The following is a 15,815-nucleotide window of genomic DNA, read 5'->3' as shown; positions in this document are numbered from 1 at the left end:
CTCATGCCTGCATGAAAACTCTTATTCGTCGCGATAGACTTTTTCGCGACGTTCGTGACGCTCCTGCGCCTCGATCGACAGTGTCGCGATCGGGCGGGCGTCGAGACGTTTCAGGCCGATCGGTTCGCCGGTTTCCTCGCAATAGCCGTAGGTACCGTCTTCGATGCGCTGCAGTGCCGCGTCGATCTTCGAAATCAGCTTTCTCTGTCTGTCACGGGCGCGAAGTTCGATCGCCCGGTCCGTTTCCGACGACGCCCGGTCGGCGAGGTCGGGATGGTTTGCGCTTTCCTCGGCCAGATGGTCGAGCGTCTCGCGCGCTTCTCTAAGGATATCGTTTCTCCATGCAACCAGCTTAGCCCTGAAGTAGGCACGCTGGTTTACGTTCATGAACTCTTCCTCTTCCGAGGGAACGTAATTGCTAAGATCGATCTTCTCACTCAACGCGATTCTCCTGAAGAACATCTCATCTGGCCGGGTGTATATCCCAAGCGCTAGTCGCGATTCAAGCCAAATACGACAGGTAAACAGATTTTTAAATCTGTTACAATTTTCGGCTAACGATCTATTTTGTCATGGTTATTCCGGCCGCCGTTTTTTGCTTCGCCTTCAAAACGCCGTGTTATCGGCCACGTTTCGGGCAGTTGCGACATGGCTGGCGATTGACGGCGGCCAATCGCAACCGCTACTGAAAAGACCCCGCCCGATCCTGGATTTGCCCATGACCGTACCGCTGCCTCCGCCCAACCGCATCTATCTCCTGCGTCATGCCGAGGCCAGCTGGGCCGAACCCGGACAGCGCGATTTCGACCGGCCGCTGAGCGAAAAGGGCTTTGGCGATGCCGAGATCATCGCCGACAAGGCCGCCGACAAGGGTTATCGTCCCGATCTCCTGATCAGTTCGACAGCGCTGCGTTGCCGTGACACGTCAGGCGCCGTCCACCGGGCGATGGGCGTCGCGCTCGAGGTGCGTTATGTCGATGCGCTCTACAATGCCACGGTCGATACCTATCTCGAGATCGTCGATGCACAGGATGAGGCGGCCGTCATGCTGGTTGGCCACAATCCGACCATGGAGCAGGCGCTGGAGACATTGATCGGCCATGAGGCGATGGTAAGCGCCCTTCCCGGCGGCTTCCCAACCGCAGGCCTTGCCGTCGTCGATTTTGACGCTTCGGCCTCTGTCTGGCGCCTCACCGATTTCGTGGTCGTCTGAAGTCTTTCACGCCGCTCTTCTTTTGCGGGCGGCGCGCCCTCCCTATATTGCGGGGCAGTCACCAACCGGAATCGCGCCTTGCCGCCACGCCTGACATCCTTTGCCGATGACGCCCGCATCGCCTTCGACAATCTCGCCGACCGGGCGAGCGGCCTTGTCAATCCGACCGTGCGGCTCGGCGTCACCGGCCTCTCCCGCTCCGGTAAGACGGTCTTCATCTCCTCGCTGGTCCACAATCTCCTGCATGGCGGCCGCCTGCCGCTGTTCGAGCCGGTGCAATCCGGCCGGGTCTCGGCGGTGCGGCTGGAGCCGCAACCCGACGATGCCGTGCCGCGCTTCCAGTACGAGGACCATATCCGTGCGCTGGTGAAGGACCGCATCTGGCCGGATTCGACCCGCGCCATATCGGAACTGCGCATCACGCTGGATTACCAGAGCGCCAGCGGCTGGAACCGGCTGTTTTCCCCCGGCCGCCTGTCGATCGATATCGTCGATTATCCCGGCGAATGGCTGCTCGACCTGCCGCTGCTCGGCAAGGATTACCGCACCTTCAGCGAGGAAACCATCGCGCTCGCCGAAACCGGCGTCCGCTCGGAGCTGTCGCGTGAGTGGCTGGCTCTGACGCGCGCCGCCGATATCCACGCCGGCGCCGACGAGATGATCGCCCGCGACCTCGCCAGCGCCTTCGCCGATTATCTCAAGGCCTGCAAGGCCGATGAACGCTCGCTCTCCACCCTGCCGCCCGGCCGCCTGCTCTTGCCCGGCGACCTCGATGGGTCGCCAGCATTGACCTTCGCGCCGTTGGCGCTGCTGCCGGACGGACGTCCTGGGCGCGGCTCGCTGTGGACGATGATGGAGCGGCGCTACGAGGCCTACAAATCGGTCGTCGTCAAACCCTTCTTCCGTGAGCATTTCGCCCGCCTCGACCGCCAGATCGTGCTGGTCGATGCGCTGCAGGCGATGAACCGCGGCCCCGAAGCCATACAGGATCTGGAACGCGCGCTGACCGATGTGCTCGCCTGTTTCCGCCCCGGCACCAATTCGCTGCTCTCCTCCCTGCTTGGACGCCGCATCGACCGCGTGCTGGTCGCCGCCACCAAGGCCGATCACCTCCACCATGAAAGCCATGACCGCCTCGATGCGCTGACCCGCCGCCTGGTGGATCGCGCCATCGACCGCATCGGCATGGCGGGGGCCGGCATCGACGTCATGGCGCTTGCCTCCGTCCGCGCCACTCGCGAGGCGACCGTCAAGCGCGATGGACACGAGCTGCCTGTCATCGTCGGCACGCCGATGGACGGCGAAACCCTTGCCGGCGAACGCTTCGACGGCCAGAGAAAGACCGCGATCTTCCCCGGCGACCTGCCGGAGGATCCGGAAAGCCTGTTCGACCGCATTGCCTCGGGTGTAACAGGCCTGCAGCTGCACGATGTCAACGTCGTCCGGTTCCGCCCGCCGCAGCTTGAGGAAACCGGCGGCGGCATCAAGCTGTCGGTGCCACATATCCGCCTCGACCGCGCCATGCAGTTCCTGTTCGGAGACCGCCTCGCATGAGCAAGCCCCCGTCCGATCCGCCGCGCCGCGCACCCGCCGCCTTCACCTATGAGGACGAGGTCACCCAGCCGCGAGACAACGGCAGGCAGGCAGAGCAACGGCGCAAGCCGGAAAGTTTCTCCGAACATATCATCGTGACGCCTGATGAGGACGATCCCTTCCTCAATCCCGACAAGGATCTGAGCGCAGTTCCGGTTGCCACGCCGCGGAGACGTCGAACCTCCTTCGGCAAGATTGCCGCCGGCGCCTTCGGCATCCTGCTGTCTCTCGCCATTGGCCTCTGGACCGACAGCCTGATCCGCGATCTCTTCACCCGCGCAGACTGGCTGGGTTATGCAGCCCTTGCCGTGCTCGCCGTCGGCATCCTCGCCGTGCTTGCCCTGGTCGTCCGCGAAACTGTGGGCATGATGCGTCTTGCTGCCGTCCAGGCGATCAAGGCCGAAGCAGACGCCGCGATTCTCGAAACCCGGCCGGCGAAGGCGCGCGCCGTCGTGGCGCGCCTCACCACCCTGCTTTCCGCCAATCCCGAGACATCGAAGGGCCGCGCAACGCTGAAAGCGACCGAGGGCGAGGTCATCGACCCCCCGCATCTGATTGCGCTCGCCGAACGCGAACTGCTTGCTCCCCTCGACCGCAAGGCCCGCGCGCTGATCGTCAATGCCTCCAAGCGCGTCTCGATCGTCACCGCCGTCAGCCCGCGTGCTGTGGTCGACCTTCTCTACGTGCTCTATGAGGCCGTGCGCCTCATTCGCGCCATGGCCGAACTTTACGGCGGCCGGCCCGGCACGCTGGGCATGTTCCGCCTGCTGCGCGACGTGCTGGCGCATCTGGCCGTCACCGGCTCGATCGCCGTCGGCGACAGCCTCGTCCAGCAGGTGCTCGGTCACGGGCTGGCCTCCAGGCTCTCGGCCCGACTGGGAGAGGGTGTGATCAACGGCCTGATGACCGCCCGCATCGGAATCGCGGCCATGGATCTCTGCCGTCCGCTTGCCTTCCGGGCCCTGAAGCGGCCGGGAATCGGTGATTTCATCGGCGATCTCACCCCGTCCATGTCGCCGCGCGGCAACAATCCTTGAGCGACACAGCGATTCCGCGTCTTTCGCCTCCCCATGCGTAACGTTGAAGAAATTTCAGTGAATTCAGAGCTCTAGCGACAGTATTTTAAGATCTCCGGAGCCTGAAACTCCTGTCTTTCCGCGCATTTCGGCACAATTGAAAGGAAGGATTAACCATTCTTCGGCAAAACTTGCACCCAGTTCGTGAGTGGTGTTTGCCAAGGAAAATCCATGTATTCGCGCAAGTTTCTCATCGTATGCGGCCTGGCCGCCGCGGCATTGTCTCCCGTCGCAGATGTCGCTCCGGCAGCCACTGCTGCAACCCGTGACAAGGCCTTCTTCGATTCGGTCGCCGGCTCCTGGAAAGGCCCCGGCGAAATCGTCGCCGGCAAGTACAAGGGCACGAAATTCACCTGCAACCTGATCGGCGAACCCACAGGCGACAGCAGCGCCGGCATCAAGCTCGACGGCACCTGCCGCGTTGGCGTCTTCAAACAGCCGATGACTGCCGTCATCTCGCAGTCGGGCTCGACCTACAAGGGCAAGTTCCTGGACGGCGCCGCCGGCAAGGGCCTTGACGTCGTCTCCGGCGCCGTCTCCGAGGATACCGTCGTCGTCGGCATCAACCGCGCCAAGCTGAACGGTGCGATGATCGCCCGCGTGCGTGACGACAAGACGATGAACGTCACCGTTTCGGTCAAGGTCGAAAGCCAGATGATCCCGGTGATCGGCCTGACGCTGACCCGCCAGGTCGACGAGATGGCCGTCGGCTCCATCCAGTAGAGAAACTGCACAGCGGATTTTCCTGAAGCGGCGGGTTTCCCGCCGTTTTCCGTTTCAGCTTCTGCTTCAGGCGCTCCGCCACCAGTCGCGGCTCTCGTCCGCAATCTCGATGCCCGTCACCTCGGCATCATCAAGCCAGTCACTGACCGCCCTACCCCTGACGAGAAGGCCCGGCGCGATATCGGCGAGCGGCATCAGCACGAAACCGCGATCGGTCATGCGCGGATGCGGCAGTTCCAGCCGCGGTGCGTCCTGGATGACGTCGCCATAGGTCAGCACGTCGATATCGAGCGTGCGCGGCCCCCAGCGCTCGATGCGCTCGCGTTTCATCTCCCGTTCGATCGACAGGCAGACATCGAGCAAAGCCTCGGGCTCCAGCCTGGTCTTGACGGCGGCGCAGGCATTGAAGAAGAAGGATTGATCCGTCTTGCCCCAGGGCGGCGTGCGATAGAGCCGCGAGACCGCCGTCACCCGGCAGTCGTCGCGTCCGTCCAGCCTTTGCAGCGCGCCCGCCATCGCCTTCACCGGATCGCCGATATTGCCGCCGAGACCGAGTGTGGCGGATTGCAATGCGGCCTCAGGCAAAATGCTCAACGCTCACCTGCACGAAATCGAGTACGCCCGGCACCGGCGCGTTCGGCTTGCGCACCGTAATCTTCGCCCGCCGGATCTGAGGGAATGTCTCGCAGAGCCCCTTGGCGATATCGAGCGCCAGCGCCTCGATGAGGTAGCGCCGCTTGCCGGTGACGATCTGCTCGATCACGGTGAAGGCAATGCCGTAATTGACGGTATCGTTGATCGAATCGCTTTCCAGCGCCTCGCCGGCGACGACATCGAGCTCGGCATCGACGAAGAAACGTTGGCCGAGGAATTCCTCCTCGTCATGCACGCCGTGGCGCGCAAAGAAGGCGCAGTTCTGCAGCGTGATCGTGTAGGTGGTCATGTCGGCCGCTTCCTCTCGAATTCCTGGCGTGCATTCAGCATAGCATCGGCGATATCAAGCGCATCCCTGTTGATTGCGACATTGTGCACGCGGAAAACCGCAGCCCCTTGAAGCCTGAGCAGCGCGCTCGACGCAGCCGTCGCCACATCCCTGTCTGCCGCCTCACGCCCCGTCACCGCACCAAGGAAGCGTTTGCGCGACGTGCCGGCGAGCAGCGGCAGACCGAAGCGGGAAAGCTCGGAAAACCGCGCCATCAGCTCCAGGTTTTCCTCCGCCGTCTCCTTGGCGAAGCCGAAGCCCGGATCGAGCACGATCCGGTCGCTGTTGACGCCGGATGCAGCGGCGATCGCAAGCGAGCGTTCGAGGAAATGCACCTGATCGGCAATCACGTCGGTCAGTTTTACCCTGTCGCGGCCGGTATGCATGATGCACAGCCCGGCTCCGGTCACTGCGGCAATATTGGCGATATCGGGCTCCTTCTGCAGCCCGAAGACGTCATTGACGATATGGGCGCCGGCGCTGATGGCAAGCCGCGCCGTCTCGGCGCGATAGGTGTCGATGGAGATCAGCGCCTGGGTGCGCCCGCGCAATGCCTCGATGACGGGCAATACGCGCGCCTGCTCCTCGGAAGGACTGACGGCTGCTGCGTTCGGCCGGGTCGATTCGCCGCCGATGTCGACAATGCCGGCACCCTCGCTCACCGCCCGCAGCGCCTGTTCGACCGCGGCATCGACGGTTTCAAAACGTCCGCCGTCGGAAAAGGAGTCCGGCGTCACGTTGATGATCGCCATGATCGTCGAACGACGGCCAAGTTCGATCTCCCGGCCATGGCCGACACGCCATATGCTGCCTTCCAGCCCTGTCACCAGACTTATCCCATTGATGACGAAAAAAGCGCCATCCGATATTGCGCTTGTGGTGGCTATGCCCCAAGCTCCGGTCGATTTCAACACGGGTTGCGTTCAGAATGCCGCTTGCAGTGCGTTATATGGTCTTCCCTATCGCCTTTTCCATTGCTCTTTCCCTCTGCAGCCCCGTGGCAGCCGAAGTGATCGCATCGAAAAGCTATTCCTATTTCGACATTCGCGGCAAAACCGCGGATGAACTCGACCGCGAACTCAGCCGGCGCGGCCCGACGGCGAGCGGCTCCTCGGCGCGCCATCCCGGCGCCACGAAGATCCGCTTCGGCGGCGAGGCAACCTATATCCAGGATAACGGGCGCTGCCGCGTCGGCAACGTCAAGGTCACGGTCCACACCCAGATCATCCTGCCGCGCTGGAGCAGCCGCAAGGGTGCCAGCAAGGAGCTGTCGATGATCTGGGACGCCCTGTCGAGCGATATCAAACGCCATGAGGAGCGGCATGCCGAGATCGCCCGCGATCAGGCCCGCGCCATGGAGCGCGCCATTCGCGCGCTGCCGCAGCAGCGCAGCTGCGAAGCCATGCAGGAACTCGTCTCCGACGAATCAGCACGCGGTATAGAGGAGCACGATCGGCAGCAGGCGCGATTCGACAGGGTCGAAGCGGTCAACTTCCAGAAGCGCATGCTGAGATTGCTGAATAATCGAATCAACGGTCGAACCGGCGCAAAATAGGGCTTTTTCAATCAGCTTGCGAGCAGGAAACCTTAGCTGCACAACGAAACTTGTGCGAAACTTGCGCTCTCCCCAGCGATTGAATGGTCATTTTTCATCCTGGCAGACTCAACCGGAACGCGTTAATATGAACACATTCGAAAGTCCAGGTACGACACCAAGTACGGCACCTGCACTTTCATCGCTGGGTTCTCCTGGCGCGTTCCGAAGCCTCGGATGTTCCTCCCTCATCCGAAGGTAATGCGCCCGCCTCGCCTCGCTCGCTCCAGCGCGCGAGGCGTCTTTTTTGATATCGGATGTTTCGGCGACGTTTGAAGCGGATGTGCCTCAGGCCTGGCGTTCCGGCACGTGCACCACGAGCCCGTCATAGATGGCCTTCATTCGGATCTGACAGGACAGCCGCGAAGTCGGGCGCACGTCGAAGGCGAAGTCGAGCATATCCTCTTCCATCGCTTCCGGCTGACCGACCTTCTCCGTCCACTCCTCATCGACATAGACATGACAGGTCGCGCAGGCGCAGGCGCCGCCGCATTCGGCCTCGATGCCGGGCACCGAATTGCGCACGGCGTTCTCCATCACGGTGGAGCCTTGGTCGACGTCGAGGTCGAAGCGCGTGCCGTCGAAGGCGACGATGGTAAGTTTTGGCATCGGGACTATTTCCGGTCTTCAGGTGGGTGGGCGGATTTTTCTTCCGACAATTCGACGCGACAGTCAACATTGGGGAAATCCGCCATAGCCTCGCAGATCGTGCCTTCGCCCGCCGTCTTCAAAGCGTCATTCGGGACGTCGCAAAAAGACCCGCGGTTCCGCAATGGAACAACGGGTCTTCGTTCGGAGGGGATTCAATGCATGTCGCCCAAAACTGTGCGGCGGTTTTGGGACAATGATATGCATCAACTAACGACTTGGAGATCAGCCGCGGCAGAGCTTCAGGATGAAATTCTCCGCATCGATGACGGCAGCCCCGAGCGCTGCGGTCGCGCCGGCATCGCCGCCGGTTTCCTCGACGGCTTCGGCCGTCTGCGACACCCGGAATGCGCCGACCGAGCTTGCCGCGCCCTTCAGCCGGTGCGCGGCTGCGCCGATACGGATGGTTTCGCCGCTCGCAATATCCTGGAGGCATGCGCGGGCCTGGCGCGCAAACATTTGAAGGACTTCGATTTCCAGCGCCTTGTCGCCCATCGTCTGCTTTGCGAGATGGACCAGGTCGATCGGCCGGACCTTCGAGGGACAGGGTCCCTTTGCATTATCCGGCGCCTCGAATACGATGTTCAATGCCGCCATCTGGGCTGCCATTGCCAATTCTCCCGTCTCTGTCGTCCGCAGTTGCAACAGTTCTGCGTCAGGAGGGTGGCCATCCCGTTAAATTCCGGCACATTCAGGGCGGAAATCTCGCCATATGGTTAACGTCCGTTAAATATCCCTAAATTATTGGTTTTTAAGCGCTGCCCAGGATTCAAAGATGTTAACAACGGGTTAACGGACCGCAAATCTCAAGCCTTCATTAATTGTGTGAAGAGCCCAGATGTGTCACTACGATACTGGTGGAGCGGGTTTATGGTACGCGCCTTTGCCGAGCGAGTGGATAATGGTAGTGTTTTGATACCTTCCGTTTGAAAAAGCGGCTATCTACTCTGAAATGACATGCTTATCCGTCCGTCGTTGGGATGGAAGGCTGGAACGGCAAAGTTGTCCCCGGGTGAGGCGGAAGCCCGGGATGCGCGGTTGGGCCGGCTGACAGTAACGAGGCATACCCGAATGGCGAACAACAAATATAACGAGTCGATTGAGGACAAGGCGTTCAAGGCATTGGACGAGGCCCTCCAGATCGACTTCAGCAAGGATAACGTACCGTCTCGCCGCGGCGACGCGCCCCAGGCCCCGGAGGCTAATGTGTCTGATCCAGTAAATGCGCGTAACCAGCAGGCCCAGGAAGAGGCGCAGCGGCGCAGCCGCCGCGGTGCCGCCGGCGAGCAGGCTTCCAGGGGGCCGGCCTTCGCGCCCGCCAACGATGCCAGCCGCAACACGCCTGCCTCGATCCTGAAATCCTTCGACGGCGCCTCCAGCCGCTCGGCGGTGCGCACCGCCACGCTGTTCTCCGTGCTTTGGGTCATGGCCGGCCTCGGCCTGATGTCGCTGCTTTATGCTCCGCAGATCTGGCAGATCCGTTCTATCGCCGATCTCGTCGCCCTGCCCGGCGTCATCGCCGGCCTCGTCGGCATCATCATTCCCGTAATGATGTTCTATGCCTTCGCCATCATGATCGCGCGCGCCCAGGACATGCGCAACGCCGCCCGCTCCATGGCAGAGGTGGCATTGCGCCTGGCCGAGCCGGAAACCATTGCCTCCGAGCGCATCATGACCGTCGGCCAGGCCGTGCGCCGTGAAGTCTCGGCCATGAATGAAGGCATCGAGCGCACGATCGCGCGTGCGTCCGAACTGGAAACGCTCGTCCATTCCGAAGTCAATGCCCTTGAACGCTCCTATGCCGACAACGAGTTGCGCGTCCGTGGCCTCGTCCACGAACTCGGCTCCGAGCGCGAGGCGATCGTCAACCATGCCGACCGCATCCGCACCTCGATCGGCAGTGTCCACGACCAGTTGAAGGAAGAACTGTCGCTTGCGACCGAAGAGATCGCGGTGCGGCTTGCCACATCGGGCGAAGCCTTCGCTTCGCTGATCGATACGCGCGCCGCGACGATCCTGGAAAAGTCGGACAGCGCCCTGCAGTCGATGGGCAGCCTGCTTGCCGCCAAGACCGATACCCTGCTGCAGACACTGAACGCATCAGGTTTTGCGCTCGCCACCGAATTCGACAATCGCCTCGAAGCGCTCTCCGTCAATCTCAATGACCATGGCGAAAGGCTGCTCAGCCAGTTCGAGACGCGCGCCTCGACCATGGACAGCAGCACCGAGAAGCTGAATGCCGCCCTGAACGAGCGCACGCACCAGCTCAACGAGATCCTGATCGCCCGCACCCGCGAGATCAACGAGAGCCTGACATCGGGCGAACGCACCATTGGCGGCACGCTCGATGACGTTCTGTCGAAGCTGAACAGCGCCCTCGACGAAAAGGGCGCAAGCTTCCGCCAGAGCCTGCAGACCACCGCCGACGACGCCGTCATGGACCTCGACGTACGCTCCGGTTTCTTCGAGGAACGGCTGCAGACGACGGTTGCCCAGTTGTCCACCGCCTTCGACGAGCGCGTCGCAGAATTCACCAGCGCCTTCGACAAACGCACCGGCTCGCTCGACACCAAGCTGATGGAAAGCCTCGTCCGTATCAACGAGACGCTGACCGGCGGCTCGGATTCAATCGACGGCATCCTGAGTTCCGGTATCGACCGGCTTGGTTCGTCGATAACAGACCAGTCGCTGGCGCTCGCCACCGCGCTCGCCACCGGCCATGAGATGCTGGAAAGCACGCTCGGCAGCCGGGCGGAGGAAATCACCACCGCGCTCAGCAGCCGCACCGGCGAACTGACCTCGTCGCTGCAGAATGCGACTTCGGAAATCGCGCTGGCGCTTGCATCCGGCACCTCCGAACTGCAGAACAATCTTCAGACACGCTCGGCCGAACTGCGCGACACGCTGCGCACCACCACGACTGAGCTGACGAGCGCCGTTGCCGCCGGCACCGAACAGGTGACGGCTGCCTTCGGCGGTCGCGCCGAGGAGCTGAGCGGCGTGCTTGCGGCGCGTGCGGCTGAGATCACCGAGGCGCTCGGCACGGCCCATGGCCGCATCGACAGCGTCATGGCTGAGCGCGGCGACGCACTTGTGGAGGCGCTGACCACCCATCACGGCCGCTTCGAGGAAGCGCTGGCAACCCGTTCCGACGCCATCCTCAATGCCGTCTCCGGCACCCATGACCGTCTTGCCGAGACGCTCGACGAAAAGGCGATGGCACTCGCCATCTCCCTGAATGAGAGCCAGGCCCGCATCGAAGATACGCTCGAAACCCGCTCCGAAGCGCTGGTGAAAGCGGTATCAGGCACGCATGACCGCCTCTCCGAGACGCTCGATGAAAAGGCGATGGCGCTCGCCATTTCGCTCAATGAAAACCAGGCCCGCATCGAGGATACGCTCGAAACCCGTTCCGCGGCTCTGCTGAACGCCGTCTCCGGCACCCATGACCGGCTTTCTGAAACGCTGGACTGCAAGGCTGCCGCCCTGACGACCTCGCTCGATGAGCGCCATGCCCGCATCGAGGATGCGCTTGGAACGCGCGCCGAAGCGCTGCTGAACACCGTATCCGGCACCCGCGACCGTCTTGCCGAGACGCTCGACGAAAAGGCGGTGGCGCTCGCCAGATCCTTGAGCGAGAGCCAGGCCCGTATCGAAAATACGCTCGAAACCCGCTCCGCAGCTTTGCTGAACGCCGTCTCCGGCACCCATGACCGCCTGTCCGAAACGCTGGATGAGAAGGCGATGACGCTCGCCATCTCGCTCAATGAGAGCCAGTCGCGGATCGAAGACACGCTGGAAGCGCGCTCCGAAGCCTTCCTCCAGGCTGTGTCCGGCACGCACGACCGTCTCTCGGAAACGCTCGACGAAAAGTCTGCGGCGCTCGCTGCCTCCCTGAACGAAGGTCAGAGCCGCCTGCAGGACACGCTGGAGAGCCGTTCGGAATCCTTCCTCAATGCGGTCTCCGCCACCCATGATCGTCTGTCGGAAACACTCGACGATCGGGCGATGGCGCTTGCCATCTCGCTGAACGAGAGCCAGAGCCGTCTCGAGGAGACGCTGACAACAGGCGCCGACGCGATCACCAATGCGGTCTCCGGCACGCATCAAGGCCTGAACGGTGTGCTCGACCAAAAGGCCGCCGCCATTGCCGCCTCGCTCACCGAAGGCCAGGCCCGCCTCGAGGAAGCCTTGGGGCACCGCACCGCCGCAATCATCGGCGCTGTAACCGCAACCCACGACCGGCTCACCGATACGCTCGACGAAAAGACGATGGCGCTCGCCATTTCGCTCGACGATAACCAGAGCCGCTTCGACAGTGCGCTCGAAGCCCGCAGCAATGCCATCATGGAAGCGGTCTCCGGTGCCGAGGCTCGCGTCGCCGGCGCCTTCGCCGACAAGACCGATGCGATCCGCACCGCCTATACCGACAATCAGCAGCGGCTCGAAAATGCGCTTTCCGAACATAGCGCCGCCCTCTCCGGCGCTCTCGATGCCGGCGGCGCCCGCTTCGAGGATCTCGTCGGCGGCTTGACCGGCCGCATCGAAAGTCGCCTGACCGATGCCCATACACGGCTCGGAGGCCTCGCCGACGAGGCCGCAGCGCGCATCGAGGGCGGGCTCGCCTCCGCCCATGAACGCATCCGCACGACGCTCGAAGACCGCGCCAATGCCATCGACCTGTCGCTGAGCCAGGCCCATGCGCTGATCAGCGATACGCTGACCGAACAGGCGACCAGCATCGGCACCTCGGTGGCGACGAGCGTCAGCATGCTCGAAATGTCGCTGGAGGACCGTGAAGCCGCGATTCGCCAGGCGATCGATGCCGGCGCCCAGACATTGGAAGATCGCATGCATGCCGGCGCCGGCCAGATCGCCGGCCGCTTCCAGGAGGCGGCGAACGCCATTTCGAGCTCCACCCAGGATTTCTCCGCCCATCTCGATCGGTCGGTCGAAAGCCTGACCGGCCGTTTTGAAGAAACCGGATCGCGCGTGGAAGCCGGTCTTGCGGCGATCGAGACCCGCATCCGCGACGGCGTCGGCGGCGTTGCCGAAAAGGTCGAAGCCGCCAGCGGCCAGCTGTCCGGCGTGCTCGCCGACGGCGTCTCCCGTCTCGGTGCGCTCAGCGACGACGCCACTCGGCGCATTTCCGCGACGCTCGAAGGCAGTGCCGCAAACCTCACCCAGGCGATCGACAGCCGCACCGCCAATCTGGCCGAGACGCTGGACAGCCGCACCACGAGCCTGACGGGCGCTATCGACGGCCGCACCGCAAGCCTTGGCGAAACCCTCGACCGCGGCAACGAACGGATCGAGGAGCGCCTCTCCACCATGGACCGTGCGCTGACCGTCGGCCTCGAAGCCGTCAACCGCACCATCGAAGGCAAGGCCGCCGGTCTCGCCTCGACACTGCGCAGCGCGGTTGCCGACGCGGCCCAGGGAATGGAAGGCGAAGCGACGAGAACCACCGAACTGCTCGGCAAGACCGGCCAGCAATTCGCCGAGGATCTCAATGCGAAAAGCGACGAATTCACCCGCACCATGGATGAGCGTTCGTCGCAAATCGTCACCCGGGTCGCCGAAGCTCAGAACCGGCTGGCGAGCCAGGCCGCTGCCGTGGCCCAGACCTTCTCGGAAGCCGGCAATGCCATCGTCAACAAGGTCTCCGAGGCCGAGACCATCGTCGGCACGCAGGTCAATGCCATCTCCAAGGTGTTGTCGGATGCCGGCCAGTCTCTGGAGACGCGCGGCAATGCCATCCGCTCGACGCTGTCGGGGGCCGGCAGCGAGATTTCCGCCACCATGGCGGATGTCGATCGGGCGCTGGAAGCCCGCAGCAATGCCATCCGCACCAATCTCGAGGAACGTGCCCGCGAGATCGATACGACCTTCTCCGACATTGACAAGGCGCTCGAAGCGCGCGGCAACTCGATCCGCTCGACGCTCGACGAGCGCACCCGCGATCTCAACTCGATGCTGGCGGGCCGCTCTGTCGAATTGACGCGCATCCTCGACGAAACGGCTCGCCCGATCATCGACCGCTACACCGATGCCGGCGAGCAGGCCGCCGCCCGCATCACCGCTGCGGCCAACCTCAGCGCCGAGCGTCTGCGCGCCGAAAACGAAGCGCTCGCCAGCGCCGTTGCCGCCCGCACCGAGAATGTCGCCAACGCCGTCAGCGCCATCGAGAACAGCCTGGTCGGCAACGTCAACGGCCTCGTCCAGCGCATGTCGGAAAGCAGTGCGGCAATGGCGATGATGATGAACCGCGCCGCCGAGCAACTGGCCAACGTCGACGGCCGTCTCGGCGACACCACCACGCGCTTTGCCGACTCCGCCACCAAGGCCGCTGAAATGGTCTCCGCCTCGACCAGGCTTCTTGAAGGCAAGGTCGACCGCCTCTCCGACATTTCGGGCCAGACGCTGTCACAGGTCGGCGGCATCATCGGCCGCTTCGACGAACACTCCAAGGTCCTGACCCAGGCCTCGCAGCTGCTCGGCGCTGCCCAGTCCAATCTCGCCTCGACGCTCGAGGAGCGCGAGAGCGCTCTGCAGACCCTCTCGGTCGGCCTCGTCCAGCGCTCCGCCGAGATCGAAAAGACGATGCAGGGCCTCGGCAGCATGATCGAGACCGTGTTTGAGCGGGCAGAGCAACGCTCCAACCAGGTCACCGGCAATCTGCGCCAGGGCGTGCAGTCTTCCTTCGCCGATATCGGCCGCATTCTTAGCGAAACCGAGAAGCGCGCCCAGGAAGCGGCAGAGACGATGCGCGAGGCGATCACCCGCGCCGGCGACGAGGCCAATACGACGATCGACGGCACCTTCGCCAATGTCGAACGGCGTTCCGGCGATCTCTCCAATCGCATTCGCGGCGGTCTCACCGCCTCGCTGTCGGAAGTCGAGCGCATGCTCGGCGAAGCCGGCCGCGCCTCAGACGGCGCCGCCCAGAACATGCGGGAAGCACTGCGCGAGGCGATCGATGATGCCGTCGGCCGTTTCTCCGGCGCCACCGAAGATATCCGCCGCTCCGCCGCCGACATCCGCAACGAGCTCGACGCCACCCGCGCCGAACTGAAGCGCGGCGCCTTCGATCTTCCCGAGGAAGCCAAGGAAAGCGCCTCGGCCATGCGCCGGGCCGTGGCTGAGCAGATCAAGGCTCTGCAGGATATCTCTCAGCTCGTCGGCCGCTCCAGCCAGCAGCTCGAGATCTCCCAGCCCGTCGCCCGCACGCTCGCGCAGGCGCAGCCGGCTCCGCGTCCTGCCCAGCCGGTCGCAGCCCAGCCGCCGCAGCCGGCAGCGCCCCCGTCGATCGAAGCGACGGGCCTGCGTGGAACGATCGCGCCGTCTGCGCCGGCGGCTGCGCCCCAACGCGCCGCCCCGCAACCTGCTCCCGATCGCCAGGAATCGGGGCGCCAGGAACCGGCCCGTCCGGAAAGCGGTGGCTGGATCAGCGATCTCCTGCGCGGCGCATCGCGTGAGGAGGCCGCCGACGAGGCGTCTGCCCGCGCCCCTGCCCGCCCGGCGGAAACTGCCGCGCCGGCCGCGCGTAGCAACGACAGCCGCAATCCGCGCCACGTCGTCGAATCCTTGAACTCGCTCTCGGTCGATATCGCCCGCGCCATCGATCACGACGCCTCGGTCGATCTCTGGCGCCGTTATCAGCGCGGTGAGCGCGATGTCTTCACTCGTCGCCTCTACACGCTGAAAGGCCAGCAGACCTTCGACGAGATCAAGCGCAAATACGACCGCGAACCGGAATTCCGCACCGCCGTCGACCGCTACATCGGTGACTTCGAAAAGCTGCTCGCCGACGTCGCCCGCACCGACCCGAACCGCACGGTGACGCAATCCTACCTTACCTCGGACACCGGCAAGGTCTACACCATGCTCGCCCATGCAGCAGGCAGGCTCAGCTGAACTTGCTGATCTGAATCGGATACAGGAAAGCCGCTTGAACATGTGTCAGGCGGCTTTCGTTTTACAATG

At 63.6% G+C, this 15,815-nt stretch carries 12 protein-coding genes; 6 read left to right on the top strand and 6 right to left on the bottom strand.

The window, feature by feature from the left end; all coding sequences use genetic code 11:
- Positions 1 to 21 precede the first annotated feature (21 nt).
- Complete coding sequence (gene dksA, locus FHT79_RS10975; protein WP_017964517.1) at positions 22 to 441, bottom strand: RNA polymerase-binding protein DksA; 420 nt, start codon at positions 439 to 441, stop codon at positions 22 to 24.
- 277 nt (positions 442 to 718) lie between these two features.
- Here dksA and FHT79_RS10970 point away from each other — a divergent pair, with 277 nt between their 5' ends.
- The 4 genes from FHT79_RS10970 (at position 719) to FHT79_RS10955 (ending at position 4,605) form a co-directional block, all read left to right on the top strand.
- On the top strand, positions 719 to 1,213 hold the full coding sequence (locus FHT79_RS10970; protein WP_028758084.1) for a histidine phosphatase family protein: 495 nt from the start codon (positions 719 to 721) through the stop codon (positions 1,211 to 1,213).
- A 78-nt stretch (positions 1,214 to 1,291) separates the two neighbouring features.
- Positions 1,292 to 2,767 carry a YcjX family protein gene (locus FHT79_RS10965; RefSeq protein ID WP_183903359.1) on the top strand — a complete coding sequence of 492 codons (1,476 nt, stop codon included), beginning with the start codon at positions 1,292 to 1,294 and terminating at the stop codon, positions 2,765 to 2,767.
- Positions 2,764 to 3,843, top strand: a complete 1,080-nt coding sequence (locus FHT79_RS10960) for a TIGR01620 family protein (protein WP_097594356.1) — start codon at positions 2,764 to 2,766, stop codon at positions 3,841 to 3,843. Before FHT79_RS10965 ends, FHT79_RS10960 begins: the two co-directional genes overlap by 4 nt.
- Before the next feature lie 210 nt (positions 3,844 to 4,053).
- On the top strand, positions 4,054 to 4,605 hold the full coding sequence (locus FHT79_RS10955) for a hypothetical protein (protein ID WP_027667695.1): 552 nt from the start codon (positions 4,054 to 4,056) through the stop codon (positions 4,603 to 4,605).
- A gap of 66 nt (positions 4,606 to 4,671) precedes the next feature.
- On the opposite strand, the gene folK is transcribed toward FHT79_RS10955, so the two are convergent.
- From folK to folP, 3 genes are read right to left on the bottom strand one after another with little or no spacing between them, the layout of a single operon-like run.
- Entirely contained in the window at positions 4,672 to 5,190 is a 519-nt protein-coding gene (folK, locus tag FHT79_RS10950) for a 2-amino-4-hydroxy-6-hydroxymethyldihydropteridine diphosphokinase (protein WP_097594355.1), read from the bottom strand.
- Positions 5,183 to 5,548: a dihydroneopterin aldolase gene (folB, locus tag FHT79_RS10945; protein ID WP_027667693.1), complete on the bottom strand. Its 366-nt coding sequence runs from the start codon at positions 5,546 to 5,548 to the stop codon at positions 5,183 to 5,185. Before folB ends, folK begins: the two co-directional genes overlap by 8 nt.
- The gene (folP, locus tag FHT79_RS10940; protein ID WP_063473357.1) at positions 5,545 to 6,414 is read right to left on the bottom strand and encodes a dihydropteroate synthase; all 870 of its coding nucleotides are present in this window, start codon (positions 6,412 to 6,414) and stop codon (positions 5,545 to 5,547) included. The genes folB and folP overlap by 4 nt, the downstream gene beginning before the upstream one ends.
- A 101-nt stretch (positions 6,415 to 6,515) precedes the next feature.
- On the opposite strand from folP, the gene FHT79_RS10935 reads away from it, so the two are divergent.
- Positions 6,516 to 7,142, top strand: a complete 627-nt coding sequence (locus tag FHT79_RS10935) for a DUF922 domain-containing protein (protein ID WP_047610052.1) — start codon at positions 6,516 to 6,518, stop codon at positions 7,140 to 7,142.
- Positions 7,143 to 7,469: 327 nt separating this feature from the next.
- Here FHT79_RS10935 and FHT79_RS10930 read toward each other — a convergent pair whose 3' ends face one another.
- Positions 7,470 to 7,790, bottom strand: coding sequence for a 2Fe-2S iron-sulfur cluster-binding protein (locus FHT79_RS10930; RefSeq protein WP_047610054.1), 321 nt, complete (start codon positions 7,788 to 7,790; stop codon positions 7,470 to 7,472).
- 264 nt (positions 7,791 to 8,054) lie between these two features.
- Positions 8,055 to 8,438, bottom strand: a complete 384-nt coding sequence (locus FHT79_RS10925; protein ID WP_080759826.1) for an Hpt domain-containing protein — start codon at positions 8,436 to 8,438, stop codon at positions 8,055 to 8,057.
- Between the two features lie 462 nt (positions 8,439 to 8,900).
- On the opposite strand from FHT79_RS10925, the gene FHT79_RS10920 reads away from it, so the two are divergent.
- Entirely contained in the window at positions 8,901 to 15,746 is a 6,846-nt protein-coding gene (locus FHT79_RS10920) for a hypothetical protein (RefSeq protein WP_183903358.1), read from the top strand.
- Positions 15,747 to 15,815 lie beyond the last annotated feature (69 nt).

The sequence above is a fragment of the Rhizobium sp. BK212 genome (genome assembly GCF_014197475.1).
GTDB lineage: Bacteria > Pseudomonadota > Alphaproteobacteria > Rhizobiales > Rhizobiaceae > Rhizobium > Rhizobium anhuiense.
This window is presented reverse-complemented; position numbering and strand designations above follow the sequence as displayed.

Coding starts and splice junctions, on each gene's coding strand:
- FHT79_RS10970 (WP_028758084.1), top strand. CDS start 719: ATGACCGTACCGCTGCCTCCGCCCAACCGCATCTATCTCCTGCGTCAT.
- FHT79_RS10960 (WP_097594356.1), top strand. CDS start 2,764: ATGAGCAAGCCCCCGTCCGATCCGCCGCGCCGCGCACCCGCCGCCTTC.
- FHT79_RS10955 (WP_027667695.1), top strand. CDS start 4,054: ATGTATTCGCGCAAGTTTCTCATCGTATGCGGCCTGGCCGCCGCGGCA.
- folB (WP_027667693.1), bottom strand. CDS start 5,548: ATGACCACCTACACGATCACGCTGCAGAACTGCGCCTTCTTTGCGCGC.
- FHT79_RS10935 (WP_047610052.1), top strand. CDS start 6,516: ATGCCGCTTGCAGTGCGTTATATGGTCTTCCCTATCGCCTTTTCCATT.
- FHT79_RS10930 (WP_047610054.1), bottom strand. CDS start 7,790: ATGCCAAAACTTACCATCGTCGCCTTCGACGGCACGCGCTTCGACCTC.
- FHT79_RS10925 (WP_080759826.1), bottom strand. CDS start 8,438: ATGGCAGCCCAGATGGCGGCATTGAACATCGTATTCGAGGCGCCGGAT.
- FHT79_RS10920 (WP_183903358.1), top strand. CDS start 8,901: ATGGCGAACAACAAATATAACGAGTCGATTGAGGACAAGGCGTTCAAG.